Source organism: Novosphingobium barchaimii LL02 (genome assembly GCF_001046635.1).
Lineage (GTDB): Bacteria > Pseudomonadota > Alphaproteobacteria > Sphingomonadales > Sphingomonadaceae > Novosphingobium > Novosphingobium barchaimii.
Genome location: NZ_KQ130452.1, coordinates 672124 through 685123, shown reverse-complemented (window position 1 = coordinate 685123; position 13000 = coordinate 672124). Strand labels below are relative to the sequence as shown.

14 protein-coding genes are annotated in these 13000 nt (G+C 64.0%); 9 read left to right on the top strand and 5 right to left on the bottom strand.

The window, feature by feature from the left end; genetic code table 11:
• Positions 1 to 4: 4 nt before the first annotated feature.
• The 4 genes from V474_RS03530 (at position 5) to V474_RS03515 (ending at position 4826) form a co-directional block, all read left to right on the top strand.
• Positions 5 to 1150, top strand: a complete 1146-nt coding sequence (locus tag V474_RS03530) for an alkene reductase (RefSeq protein WP_059150134.1) — start codon at positions 5 to 7, stop codon at positions 1148 to 1150.
• 61 nt (positions 1151 to 1211) lie between these two features.
• A complete protein-coding gene (locus tag V474_RS03525; RefSeq protein WP_236710599.1) occupies positions 1212 to 2429 on the top strand; it encodes an MFS transporter in 1218 nt (405 codons plus the stop codon).
• A gap of 2 nt (positions 2430 to 2431) precedes the next feature.
• Positions 2432 to 3427, top strand: coding sequence for an LLM class oxidoreductase (locus tag V474_RS03520; protein ID WP_059150133.1), 996 nt, complete (start codon positions 2432 to 2434; stop codon positions 3425 to 3427).
• Positions 3428 to 3701: 274 nt separating this feature from the next.
• Complete coding sequence (locus tag V474_RS03515; RefSeq protein WP_059150132.1) at positions 3702 to 4826, top strand: FAD-dependent oxidoreductase; 1125 nt, start codon at positions 3702 to 3704, stop codon at positions 4824 to 4826.
• Positions 4827 to 5298: 472 nt separating this feature from the next.
• Here V474_RS03515 and V474_RS03510 read toward each other — a convergent pair whose 3' ends face one another.
• Positions 5299 to 6192 carry an AraC family transcriptional regulator gene (locus tag V474_RS03510; RefSeq protein WP_059150131.1) on the bottom strand — a complete coding sequence of 298 codons (894 nt, stop codon included), beginning with the start codon at positions 6190 to 6192 and terminating at the stop codon, positions 5299 to 5301.
• A gap of 130 nt (positions 6193 to 6322) precedes the next feature.
• On the opposite strand from V474_RS03510, the gene V474_RS03505 reads away from it, so the two are divergent.
• From V474_RS03505 to V474_RS03490, 4 genes are all read left to right on the top strand, one after another.
• The gene (locus V474_RS03505; RefSeq protein ID WP_059150130.1) at positions 6323 to 7078 is read left to right on the top strand and encodes an SDR family oxidoreductase; all 756 of its coding nucleotides are present in this window, start codon (positions 6323 to 6325) and stop codon (positions 7076 to 7078) included.
• A gap of 54 nt (positions 7079 to 7132) precedes the next feature.
• The gene (locus V474_RS03500) at positions 7133 to 7561 is read left to right on the top strand and encodes a tautomerase family protein (protein WP_059150129.1); all 429 of its coding nucleotides are present in this window, start codon (positions 7133 to 7135) and stop codon (positions 7559 to 7561) included.
• A 128-nt stretch (positions 7562 to 7689) separates the two neighbouring features.
• The gene (locus tag V474_RS03495) at positions 7690 to 8409 is read left to right on the top strand and encodes a helix-turn-helix transcriptional regulator (RefSeq protein ID WP_059150128.1); all 720 of its coding nucleotides are present in this window, start codon (positions 7690 to 7692) and stop codon (positions 8407 to 8409) included.
• A gap of 146 nt (positions 8410 to 8555) precedes the next feature.
• The gene (locus tag V474_RS03490) at positions 8556 to 8930 is read left to right on the top strand and encodes a nuclear transport factor 2 family protein (RefSeq protein ID WP_059150127.1); all 375 of its coding nucleotides are present in this window, start codon (positions 8556 to 8558) and stop codon (positions 8928 to 8930) included.
• A 228-nt stretch (positions 8931 to 9158) separates the two neighbouring features.
• Here V474_RS03490 and V474_RS03485 read toward each other — a convergent pair whose 3' ends face one another.
• Both V474_RS03485 and V474_RS03480 read right to left on the bottom strand, forming a co-directional pair.
• Complete coding sequence (locus V474_RS03485) at positions 9159 to 9353, bottom strand: hypothetical protein (RefSeq protein ID WP_059150126.1); 195 nt, start codon at positions 9351 to 9353, stop codon at positions 9159 to 9161.
• Between the two features lie 240 nt (positions 9354 to 9593).
• Complete coding sequence (locus V474_RS03480) at positions 9594 to 10511, bottom strand: NmrA/HSCARG family protein (protein ID WP_059150125.1); 918 nt, start codon at positions 10509 to 10511, stop codon at positions 9594 to 9596.
• A 99-nt stretch (positions 10512 to 10610) separates the two neighbouring features.
• Between V474_RS03480 and V474_RS03475 the strand changes: the two genes are divergently transcribed.
• Positions 10611 to 11024, top strand: coding sequence for a winged helix-turn-helix transcriptional regulator (locus V474_RS03475; RefSeq protein WP_148649274.1), 414 nt, complete (start codon positions 10611 to 10613; stop codon positions 11022 to 11024).
• Between the two features lie 314 nt (positions 11025 to 11338).
• Here V474_RS03475 and V474_RS03470 read toward each other — a convergent pair whose 3' ends face one another.
• Both V474_RS03470 and V474_RS03465 read right to left on the bottom strand, forming a co-directional pair.
• Positions 11339 to 12109 (bottom strand): enoyl-CoA hydratase/isomerase family protein, encoded by a 771-nt coding sequence (locus V474_RS03470; protein ID WP_059150123.1) that lies wholly within the window; start codon positions 12107 to 12109, stop codon positions 11339 to 11341.
• A gap of 140 nt (positions 12110 to 12249) precedes the next feature.
• Positions 12250 to 12966 carry an SDR family oxidoreductase gene (locus tag V474_RS03465; RefSeq protein ID WP_059150122.1) on the bottom strand — a complete coding sequence of 239 codons (717 nt, stop codon included), beginning with the start codon at positions 12964 to 12966 and terminating at the stop codon, positions 12250 to 12252.
• Between the last annotated feature and the right edge of the window lie 34 nt (positions 12967 to 13000).

The window sequence follows — 13000 nt, the reverse complement described above, 5'->3', positions numbered from 1 at the left end:
ACCCATGTCGACCTTGTTCATGCCTTTCACCCTTGCTGGCCGCACCCTGCATAACCGCGTCGCGATGGCGCCGATGACGCGGTCACGCGCGCCGCACGACATCGCCGATGAGACGATCGCGCTTTACTACGCGCAGCGCGCGACCGCGGGGCTTATCGTCAGCGAAGGCACGCCGATCTCGCGCGAGGGTCAGGGCTATCTGTTCAACCCCGGCATCTTCTCGCCTGCGCAGATCGCCGGATGGCGGCTGACCACGGAGTCGGTACACGCACTCGGCGGCAGTATCTTCGCGCAGATCTGGCACGTTGGCCGCGTCTCGCATGCGTCGATCCAGGAGAACGGCCGCCCGCCCGTCAGCGGGACGTCGAAGCTCGCCAAGGGCGCGACCGCCTTCGGCTATGACGAGGCCGGCAAGCCCGGCTTCGTCGAGGCGCACGAACCACGGGCACTGTCGACCGACGAGGTAGCGCGCGTTGTCGGAGATTTCGCCCAGGCAGCCGCCAACGCGGTGGAGGCCGGCTTCGATGGCGTCGAGATCCACGGCGCGAACGGCTATCTGCTCGAGCAGTTTCTGAACCCCGAGGTCAACGATCGCACCGACCGCTATGCGGCCGACAAGATGGACAACCGGCTGCGCTTCGCGCTCGAAGTGGTCGACGCGGTCGTCGCGCGGATCGGGCGTGAGCGCGTCGGTATTCGCATCTCGCCTTACGGCAAGCTGTTCGACATGCCGCATTACGCCGACATGGACGAAACGTATACCGCCCTGGTTGCAACGCTAGGCACGCGCGGCATCGCCTACGTCCATGTGATGGACCAGTCGGGCTATTCGATGAGCGACACGCAGGGAGAGCCGAAAGCCAATAGCCTGGCCGATCGGCTCACGCGCCTCCTTGCTGCGTTCCGCCGCGATCTTCCGCAAACCGCGATCATCCTGGCGGGCGGCATGACCAAGGCGCGTGCCGAGGCATTGCTTGCCGATGGCACGATCGATCTTGCCGCTTTTGGTCAGCCGTTCATCGCCAACCCCGATCTCGTCGCGCGTCTGCGCCATGACTGGCCGCTCGCGATGCCCGACCGCGATACCTATTACGGCGGTGGCATTGCGGGCTTTGCCGATTATCCGGCCTACCGCCCGGCGGCTGACTGACCACAACGCGCCCGCTGCATAATCCTTCTCTTCGGCGTCGCTCCGCGACGTCGCTCGACCCTTGGAGGTCTCCCATGACCACGACTACCCTGGCGCGCGCCCGATCCCGGCGCAACATCAATCGCCAGCCGGCAGTGCGCTTGCGATTATCCTGCTCGCCATCTCGGCGTTCATCATCGTCACTACCGAGTTCATCATCGTCGGGTTGCTTCCCAATCTGGCGCGCGACCTCGGAGTATCGATCGGCACCGCTGGCTGGCTGGTGACGCTGTTCGCCTTCACCGTGATGCTGTGCGGACCGGTTCTCACCGGTCTCGTTGCGCATTTCAATCGCAAACGGCTGTTCGTCTTCCTTTTGCTCGTCTTCGCCGGTTCTAACGCGCTCGCGGCGGCTGCACCCAATATCTGGATCCTCGGGCTCGGGCGGTTGCTGCCTGCGCTGGCGCTTCCGGTCTTCTGGGGCACGGCCAGTGAAACCGCAGGGGTGCTCGCTGGCCCCGAAAAGGCGGCCAAGGCCGTCGCCAACGTCTACATGGGCATTGCCGGCGCGATGGTGTTCGGCATTCCGCTCGGCACGCTTGCAGGCGACGCGTTCGGTTGGCGCGGGACGTTCTGGGGTCTGTCCGCGCTGTCTTTGCTGATGGCCGGGCTGCTCGCCTGGGTCATGCCGCGGATTGCCAAGCCAGTGAAAATCGAGCTAGGCGACCAACTGCGTACGCTGAAGGATCGCGCTTTCCTCGGCAATCTCGTGCTGTCGGTCGCGGTCTTCACCGCGATGTTTACCGCCTACACCTATCTCGCCGATCTGCTCGAGCGGATCGCCGGCATCCCGTCGAGCGCGGTCGGCTGGTGGCTGATGGGCTTCGGCGTGATCGGTCTCGGCGGCAACTGGCTAGGCGGACGTCTGGTCGACCGCAGTCCGCTCGTTGCCACGTTCGGTGCGGTCGTCCTGCTCGCGGTCGGCATGACCGCGACCGTGCCGCTCGCCGGCAACCACGGTTGGCTGGCGATCGCACTCGGCGTCTGGGGCCTCGCGAACACCGCACTCTACCCGATCTGCCAGGTGCGCGTGATGCGAGCGGCTGGCGCCGCCCAGGCGCTCGCCGGCACGCTCAACGTGTCGATGGCTAACGCCGGCATCGGGCTTGGCGCCATCATCGGTGGTGCAGTGATCGAGACGATTGGCATAGCTCGCATCGGCTATGTCGCAAGCGCGATTGCCGTGGTCGCGATGCTGCTGGTTCCGGTCGTCGCGCGCCTGTCGCGCAAGGAGGCCTGATCATGACCGACACGCCCTATACGCTGTCTCGGACCGGCGCTGTCGGTCCTACCGGCCTCGACTCGGTCTCAGACCATCCCGGCTATGCCCGGGTGTTCCAACCGGATCGGCTGACCTTCGGGCTGATCGCGCCGCTCGAAGGCTATCCCGATGCGCCTTGGCCCACGCTCGAACACCATGTCGCCGCAGCACGGCAAGTCGACGCGCTCGACTTCGCGGCGATCTGGCTTCGCGACGTACCCTTCTACGATCCCAGCTTCGGCGATACCGGCCAGGTGATCGATGCCTTCGTGTATGCTGGCTGGCTCGCCGCGCAGACCAATCGGATCGCGATCGGGACGGCGGGCATCGTGTCACCGCTGCGTGATCCGCTGATCGTCGCAAAGCAGGCGACCAGCCTCGACCGTCTGACCGGCGGGCGCTTTATCCTTGGTCTCGCCACGGGAGACCGTCCGTCCGAATTCGCCGCCTTCGGCAGCGACATTAGCAACCGGGTGGAGCGGTACCGCGATGCCCTCGAAGTCATTCGCGCAGCCACGGAAACCGCGTTTCCGCGTCACCAATCCCGCTTCTACGGCGCGTTGGATGGGACGCTGGACCTGTTGCCTAAACCCGTCGCACCGCGTTTGCCGATCTTGGCCATCGGACGCGCGGGTCAGGATTTCAACTGGATCGGTGACAATACCGATGGCTGGATTTGGCACCTCAGCGATCCGAATCGACTTCCAGCCGTGCTCCAGGAGTGGCGCGCCGGCAGCTCGGCGTTCCGGCCGTACGGCTACGGTACGATGTTTGATCTTCTGACTGATCCTCATGCCCCGCTCGAGATCAATCGCTCGGGCATGCGCGGCGGTCGCCTTGCGCTGATCGAGCATTGGCAGCGCCAGCGCGACGAAGGCGTCAACCACGTCGCGCTCAACATGAAGCCGCTCCGCCGCCCCTATGGCGAGGCGATCGACGAAATCGCAGAGCATATCCTGCCGGTCTTCGCTGGCTGACCGCCAGAACCGCTTCCGTGCGTCGCTCGTTCAATTACAGGCCGGCGGGTTCTGGCACGAGCGGCTCCGCGTGGGCCGGGAAACGGCTTGAGTTGGTCGGCTCTTGCTATACTTAGTGGCAAAGAATATTTAGCGCCCGTCGCGAAAAACGACTGAGCGAGGCGAACAAGCCCTGCTTGGTCGCGCATAAGTCGGACATGTCCAGGCAAGACCGACCAGCGTCCCCAACCATCATACGTGTCGGTATGGCCGATGCGTCCACGGGAGCGCTATCGTGAATCATACCATCGGCATCATCGGCGCAGGCCTCGGCGGCTTGACGCTCGCGCGCGTGCTCCATCAGCACGGGATCAAGGCGACAATCTTCGAGGGGGAGGCATCTGCCCTGGCACGGACGCAGGGCGGCCTGCTCGATATCCACGAGCATAGCGGCCAGAGCGCGCTGAAGGCGGCAGGCCTGCACGACGCCTTTCTGCGCCTTGTGCGTCCCGGCGAGGACGCCAAGCGTATCGTCGAACCGGACGGCAGTCTCTTGTTCGACAAACCGGGCGATCCGGCTTCGCCGCGACCGGAAGTTGACCGCACTGATCTTCGCACGATGCTGATCGGATCGCTGCCCGGCGGTGCGATCCGCTGGGATCGAAAAGCGACTGCACTGACTCCCCTCGGCGAGGGACGGCACGCTATCGCCTTCAGCGACGGGACCAAAGCCACGGTCGATCTGCTAGTCGGCGCTGATGGCGCCTGGTCGAAGGTTCGGCCGCTCCTCTCCTCTGCGAAGCCAAGTTACTCTGGCACCTGCTTCATCGAAATTGCGCTGCTCGACGCCGGGACGAATGCAGCGTCGATCGACGCGATCGGGAGGGGAACTCTGATGGCGTTCGCGCCGGGCAAGGGGATCATGGTCCACCGGAACCAAGACGGGACTGCCCGCGGATATGCCGCGCTCAACAAGCCTGAGGACTGGGTCGGCACTATTGATTTTGCCGACGTCGCGGCCGCGCTTGGACAAATCGCGAACGAGTTCGATGGATGGGCAAAGACGCTGACCGCCTTTATTCGCAACAGCCATATTGATCCTGTTCCCCGCCCTATCTTCGCACTCCCGATCGGCATGTCGTGGCCCCGTGTGCAGGGTGTGACGCTAATCGGAGACGCCGCCCATCTCATGTCGCCGTTCGCCGGTGAAGGTGCCAACCTTGCGATGGATGACGGCGCAAGACTAGCGGAGGCGATCGTCCGCTGTCCACAAGACGTCGAGGCCGCGCTTGCTACGTTTGAGCGCGACCTGTTTCCGCGCGCGGAAACTGTGGCGCAGGCCTCGGCCGACAATCTCGAGCGCTTCTTCGGCGAGGACACGCCGAGTGGCGTGATTGGCCTCTTTGGCGGCGCAGCATAGTGATGCGGATCAGCGACCTGCGCTCAAACACCGCACCAGTTGTCTCCCGCTAGCCGGGCCGCGGGTCGACCCCTAGGGGAGATGCCGGTTTCGTCGGAAAGAGACCTTCGCTCAGCTGGCGTGAACGTCTCAACCCGGTCGCGACCTGCCTCTACCCCCCTACCCGGTTAGAATTTTCGCCCTGATAGTGGACGTTCCCGAGACAAAATGGGTCGCCTGATTCCCGACCTTCATTCATCGCCGTAAAATGGGACTTACCCGCCGTTCCCGCGCGGCGGCTTCTGGGAAAGACCTGCCATCCGCAAAGATTTCGCCGAACGGCAAGTTCGACCGAGAGCCGTCATTCCGGACGAGGCTTAGCGATGCCGTGGATAGTCGCCTCGCCGGCCCGTCCGAAACCGATGGTCGATGGGGAATGGCAGCGGCTTCTTGGAAGCCGCTCAAGCAGCGCTTTTGGTAAGTCTGGGTCGGCCTACGCAGCAGCGCCCATTTGCGTTCGCGCCTGTCGAATATCGCGCGCCGGAGGCTGCCCGAACATACGACCATATTCCCGCGTGAACTGCGGAACGCTTTCATAGCCCACGCCGTAGGCGGCGTCGCTGATCGCCTCGCCTAACGCAAGCATTCGGCGCCGGGCTTCAATGAGTCGGAGCTGCTTCTGGAACTGCAACGGCGACAACGACGTGATGCTGCGGAAATGGACGTGGAAGGCGGACAGGCTCATCCCTGCTGCCTCGGCGAGAGCCTCTACCTTCATGGCCTCGGCATAGTGCGCGCGAAGCATGACGACGGCGCGCGCGACCCGCTGGGCGTGGCTGCCGGTGACGCCCAGCGCCCGGATCGCGCCACCATGCCGTCCGCTGAGCAGCCAATAGTGCAGCTCGCGGCTGAGTTGCGGTCCGAGCACTGCCAACGTGCCGGGGCGGTCGAGCAACCGAAGCAGGCGCAAGGCCGCGTCAGCGACCTCCGCCTCGGTCGGATCGATCCTGACCGGCCGGTCCGCCTCGAACGGCACCGGGCCGATTTCGCCGACAAGATCCGCTATGATGGCCGGATCGAGTTCGAGAACGAGCGAATAATAAGGCAAGGCACGACTGGCTGTCGTGATCTGACTGACGGTCGGCACGTCGGTGGTGATGAGCAGGGAGTCGCCCGCGCCGAAGTCGAAGGTGCTGCTACCCATCGTCACGCGCTTGCCGCCTTGCAGCACCAGCGCCACCAGCGGCTTCGAGACCGCATATTGCAGCATGGTCGGCGCCGTCTCGCGCAGGACCACCAGTCCGTCGACCGGGGTGACCGCGACCCCGGTCCGGTCGGCATGGGCGTCGGCGTAGCGTCCGGCATAGTCGAGAAGCTGGTCGGTCATGGGGGCCTGATAAAGGAGACGCGACGAGGCGACAACGCGTTTGGACGATCAGGCAAGTTTTACGGAGTATCACGCAACACCGTTGCCACGGTTCGATGCATAGGGCTGGCAACACCAATCGGAGGCATCCATGACCACCATTTCTCTTGTAACCGGCGGCAGCCGTGGCCTCGGCCGCAACACCGCGATCAGCATCGCCCGCCACGGCGGAGATGTGATCCTCACCTACCATAGCGGCAAGGCCAATGCCGATTCCGTGGTGGCCGAAATCAAGGCGCTGGGCCGCAAGGCCGTGGCGCTGCAGCTCGACACCGGCGACGTGTCCACCTTCCCCGCCTTTGCCGACGCCCTGCGCGGCACGCTGAGCGCCACATTCGGCGGCGACACGATCGATCATTTGGTAAACAACGCTGGCCATGGCGAAATGGCGGACTTCGCCGCCACGACGGAGCAGCAGTTCGACAAGCTGTTCGCCGTCCACGTCAAGGGCGTGTTCTTTCTGACGCAGGCGCTGCTGTCGATACTGGCCGATGGCGGGCGCATCATCAACTTCTCGTCGGGCCTGACCCGCGTGTCGTTCCCCGGCTTTTCGGCCTACTCGGCCGCCAAGGGCGCGGTGGAAATTCTGACCGTCTATTTGGCAAAGGAACTGGGCGCTCGCGGCATTACCGCCAACACTGTTGCCCCCGGCGCGATCGAGACCGACTTCCTGGGCGGCGCGGTCCGCGACATTCCTGACTACAACACGGCGTTCGCCGGCATGACCGCACTCGGCCGCGTCGGTCTGCCCGACGATATTGGCCCGATGGTCGCAAGCCTGCTCGGCCCTGACAACCGCTGGGTTAACGGCCAGCGCCTCGAGGTGTCGGGCGGCCAGACCATCTGACGACATCGGCGGGTGCCGCTGTGCGGCACCCGCACTCATACTGGAGGCTGCACCATGCCGAAGCTCATCATCCATTCACCCACTGGCACGTTCGATGCGGCCGATCGGCAGCGCGTCGCTAGTGCCCTGACGGCGCTGGGCCTTGATTGCGAGGGGCTGCCCTCCTCGCCCATGGTACGCAGCACGGTATGGACCTACTTCGCCGACTATGCGGTCGATGCCGTGTTCATGGGCAATGAATCCGCCCGGCTGCCGGTCGTCACGCTCCAGATATACGCCCTGGTCGGCGGGCTGGATGCAGCCGGCAAGCGCCGGCTCATCGAAGGCGCAACCGCCATCCTAGATCGACGCCAGGACGGAACGTCGGTCGCGCCTGTATATGTGGTCATTCACGAGGTCGCGGAAGAGGATTGGGGTATCTTCGGTCGGCAAGCCGATCTCGCCGCACTGCGCACAAGCGCCTCCGATGCACCGGCAATCTGACGTTGGAGTTCTCCCGATACCGAACGGCGATCGAGATGGCCGGGGCACTATCGAAATGGGAACGGGTTGTGGGAATCTTGCAGTCGGCTAGGCTTTGTCGTTCATGCTTGCTGATAAGGCTATAGTAGATGGCAAGGGCGAACCGGCTATTTGAGCTGATCGGAATCCTGCGTGTTCGCAAAACGCCCGCCACGGCGCTCGATCTGGCGGAGGCTGTGGGTATCTCGCAAAGGAGCATATACCGCGACATCGAGACGTTACGCGGCTTAGGCGCGCCAATCGTCGGGGAGGCAGGTGTAGGCTACTGCCTGAACAAAGGGTTTTTCCTTCCCGAATTCGCCTTTTCTCTCGATGAATTGGACGCGCTGGCCCTTGGTCTGGGATGGGTACAACAGCGCGCCGATCCCGCCCTTGCGCAGTCCAGCGAAAGTGCACTCGCGAAGATATTGGCCGCAAGGAGCGGTGGCTCAGCGACGAACGATGGGCCACCCGTGCTCGCCTCGGCGGCCTCGCTTTCCGAGCGGATGGACCCTCCAGAGGCCGCCCTAATGCGTGACGCGATACGCCGGCAGCGCAAGGCTCGCATCCACTACGCCGATGCTCGCGGCGCCGTATCGGAGCGCATCATATGGCCGATTGCCATCGTTTATTTCGATGACGTGCGGGTGTTGGCGGCGTGGTGCGAACAGCGATCTGCGTTCCGCCATTTCCGCATCGACCGCGTGCACGATGCAACGATGTTAGACGACCGCTACCCCGGCCGCCGCCAGGCGATGCTAATACGGTGGCGACAGCAGGATCGCGATTGGCGCTCGCTCCTGACGGTTTCTGACAATCCGCTCGGCTAAGGCCCGGTTGGCGCACCATTCCTGGTGCCCTGGCGAAGGCGGCAGCGATGATACGGATAGCATATACCCTGGCAGGGCTGGCTGCTGTGTCGCTCTCGGCGCTTGCGCCAGCAACATCAAATACGACAAAGCAAGGATCATCGGCGATGAACAATCAAGAGGCTTGGACCATCTATAAGCGATACCTCAGCGCCTGGAACACGACCGACGTTGGGACTCGCTTACAGATCGCACATGACGTTCTCGCCGACGACATCGAATACCACACCGCACGACACGATTGGTCGACAGGTAGATCGCTTGTCATCGACGATATGGCTACATTCCACGAGAAGTTTCCAGGCGGGCACTTCGAGATTGGCGGCGTCTCCACCCACCATAACGTGTCGCTGCTGCTGTGGGTAATCATCCAGGCCGACGGTACCGAGTTCGCACGGGGCGGAGATCAGATCACCGTCGGTCGCGACGGCAAAATCTCGAAGATCATCACGTTCGCACCGTTCGCGACAGATCCGGGCTGATTGAAAGCTCGGTGGGCATTGCCCGTCACGATCAAGATTTCTTTTCCGCAAACGAGCCTTGAAGGAGACACACCGTTCCGATCTCTCGGCCCCCGCCGCTCGTCGCGATGCAAGAGATCGGAACCAGTGCATCGTCGTCGCGATGCCCCACGGTGTAGAGGTTCTGAACGCAGACGAACTTCACGACCGAGCCAGCGTTAGGAAACGGCCGAAGCGGTTCACCTCATCTCACGGTTTGTCGCCATTCTTGCGCGGATCGGCGAAGGGGGCATCGCTCGCGGGCGCGCGGTTCGTATAGGGTATCGGCACCCACGCGAACCCCGCTCCGACGTGCTGCATATGCCCGATCCCGGGGAAGGACAGGTGCGGGATCGCAATCAGCGTCCGCTCGCCTGCGAAGCGCGCAAAGGCTTCCCGACGCACCGCGGCCGCCTTGGCGGTGTCGGCGTCCTATGCGATCGTCAGGCCAGTATCCGGCGCCCGGACCGCAGCCACGTGGATGATGTCGCCAACGAAGGTGAGGCTCTGTCCGCGGCTGGTCAGCGTGTAGAAAGCGGTGCCGGAGCGTTAGACAAGCCCCAGCCCAATTCCGCGATGATAAGATTGAGGAAATCATGGGTGGCCGCTCGGCTTCATCAGAACGGATCAAGAGCTGCCGTTTCATCAGCCACGGTCGTACTCCCATGTTCCCGAGGCGCCCAACGCCTTGAGGAAAGGCGCTCGACCGGCTCCGGCGAGCCATTCCCGAACGGACTGCATCGCCGGATTAATCTTGCGCAGCGCGTCCAGGTCAGCGTTCCCGGCGAGCGGCCCTTGATCGATGAGCGCCGTCAGTCCGGCAAGGAACGGGCTTTCCTGGAGAACCTCGTCCGAGAAACGCGCATAGCGGATCGGACGTCCTGCAGCCTCACTGAACAAGCACCCCAAGTCCTCGCCGGTCACCGAGTCGCTGGCGATTTCAAAAGTCTGGTCGGCGAATCGCTCCGGGTCGGCGAAGATCGGTTCGACGAACTTGCCGATGTCCTCGACGGCCAGAAGCTGGATCGACTGATCGGGGTGCATGAAGAAGCTGAAATGGCCGGTGTCCAGCCCGAAGCCGGGCATAACGAGCATGTCGACGAAAGCGACCGGGCGAATGATCGTCGATCGGATCGGCAGCGTGCGGATATGCGCCTCGATGCGCATCTTGCTGTCGAAATGACCCATGCCGGTCGGCGTTTCGCTGACCGCCCCGCCAGAACTATAGACCAGATGAGCGATTCCGGCCTCGACGGCGAGGTCGGCGATCGAAATGCCAAAGCGCACTTCTTCCTCATCGGTCACACCCCCGCTGGGCGAACTCTGCTGGACGCTGAAGACGCCGTACGCGCCGCGCATGGCCGTGCGGATGGCGTCGGTATCGGCGTAGCTGCCCTGGACGAGTTCGACGCCGGCAGCACGCAGCGTGAGCGCCCGTGCCGAGGTCGGGTCCCGCACGAGAGCGACCACGGGCCAACCCGCTTTCAGAAGCGCGGCAGCAACCGAGCCGCCCTGTTGGCCGGTTGCGCCGAAGACCACGATCGGCTGTTTGCTGTGCGACATATTTTCCTCGATGCGTTTGACGTGAGTTACTCATATATACTCATGCGACCCTGCTGAAAGACGGCACATCTTTCAGCCTCAGGCACAAGGATGATACCGTTGGATCACGCCATTCACGGGCGGCCGTACGAGCAGACGAACGACGGGCCGCGTTTTCGGCCTTGCGCACCGCATGGTGTCCTTGCCCGGCTTGGCGACAAATGGACGATCCTCGTGATGTCGCATCTGGCCATCGCCACCGGGCATCGCCTTCGCTTCTCTGAGCTGAAGCACGGAATCGATGGCATCACCCAACGCATGCTCACGCTGACGCTTCGCAATCTGGAACGCGACGGGCTGCTCAACCGTCATTATTTCCCCGAAGTGCCGCCACGCGTCGAATATGAACTCACTGCCATGGGCGCCAGTATGTTACCCGCCCTCGAAGGCTTTACGTCTTGGATCCGGGACAACTGGCCTCACATGGAGGAATGCCGACAGGCCTTCGACGCGGCGAAAATAAAACATGGCTGATCCAGGTCTTGAGACCCTTGCGGACAGTCGCGCCAGCACAGAACTCCGGATCGTGGGACTATGCCGTCGTTCGTTGCCCCAGCGCTCAATGTCAGCTCACGGCAGGGGCAGACACTCCAGGCCTGTCTGAGATCCGCCCCAGACCGGGCAAACGTGGCCGATTAGGGTCTGAACGGTTTCGAGCGGGCGCCCGGATACTTGCCGTTCACCCCCTCCGAAAAATCACCGCGAGTCGTTCGTCGCCGGTGAACCCGGCCTGCGCGGCGCCACCAACAAACGACGCCGCCCGATCGTGATCGGGCGGCGTTTCATAGTCAGGCCTGTGCTGCCATCGTCCGGGCGACATCGGCGGCGCTGATGCCTTCGAGCGCAAGACCATAGCCACCGTCCGCCTCGATCAACCGGCGCAGGCCCTGCGTCAGCGCGATCCGGGTATAGCGGCTGGTCAGCGGTGGCAGTGCCGCAATGCCGTCCGCGATCTCGTGCGCGCGATCGAGCAGGCGATCCGCCGCGACGATCTCATTGACGACGCCCCATTCCTTCGCGGTTTCGGCGTCGAGCACCTGCCGGGTGAGCAGGAAATAGCGCCCGCGGATCGAGCCGATCACGTGCGGCCACAGCGCGTGCACGCCGTCGCCGGGCACGATGCCGAAGTCGAAGTGCGGCTTGTCCTGGAACACCGTTTCCGGCGTAGCCAGCACGATGTCGGTGAGCAGCGCATGTTCGCTGTGGAGCAGCACCGGTCCGTTGAGCGCGCTAATCATCGGCACTTCGATGTCGAGCAGGTTGCTCAGGATCTTGCGGCCTTCGCGCAGGATCTTGTCATAACCCTGGGGCGTGAAGAAATCGAAGCCCTCGGGGCTGATCGTGTCCATGAAGGCGTCGCCCGATCCGGTCAGGATCACGACGCGATTCTCGCGATCCTCGCCGATCGCGTGGAACAGTCCGACGAAATGCTCGTGCGTGTGGCCATCGAAAACGAGCTTGCCGCCGTCGGTGTGGAGCGTGACCTCGAGCACGCCGTTCGCCTTGCGGGTCAAGCGAGCGTTGGAGAAAGCGTCGCGATAGGTTTCAAAGCGGGCCATGATGGATGTCCTTGTGGGGGCCGACCGGAAGCGGTTGGCATGACTATGAAGTAGACCCGCGCGGTGGCGGGCGGACGGCCGCGCGAGGCGATAAGGCTTATGCCATGCGGGAATGGGCGGCGGCCGAAGCCCCCCGGGGGTCAGAAGGCAGACTTGCCAACCGACGCGCCACCATCGACGAACAGCGTCTGGCCGGTGATGAAGCCGGCATCGTCCGACAACAGGAAAGCGATCGCCGCGGCGATCTCGTCGGGCGCGCCGAAGCGGCCCATCGGCACGCCGGCGAGATAGCGCCGCTCGCCGTCGCTACCCGGCGCATTGTTGGCGCGGAACAGTTCGGTCTCGGTCGGCCCCGGCGCCACGCCATTGACGGTCACGCCGCTGGTCGCGAGCTCTAGCGCCCAGCTGCGCGTGAAGCTGATCAGCGCGGCCTTGGCCGCGGCATAAGCGGTGCGCTCGACCGCGCCGAGCACGGTCAGGCTGGAGATGTTGACGATCCGGCCCCAGCCGCGATCGGTCATGCCGGGCAGGAACGCCTGCACCGCCTGAAGCGCAGGATGCAGATTGACGCGCAGCACGTCGTCGAGCGCCGACAGCTCGACCGCGCCCAGCCGCTGCGGCCGGACCAGCCCTACGTTGTTGACGACGCCGTCGAAGGCGAAGTCGCGGCCGAGGTCTGTCAGTCGCGCCTGGGTGGCGTCGGTATCGCCCAGGTCGAGTTGGACGAGCGTACCGGGGAAGGTATCGACCTTATGCCGGGCGATGCCGACGACGTGATGGCCATCGCGCGCGAGACGGTGGGACAGCGCGAGGCCGATCCCTTTGCTGGCGCCGGTGACGAGGAAAGTGCGGGACATGGAGGCCCTCTCTAAAAAGGCCCCGGCCGCGCAT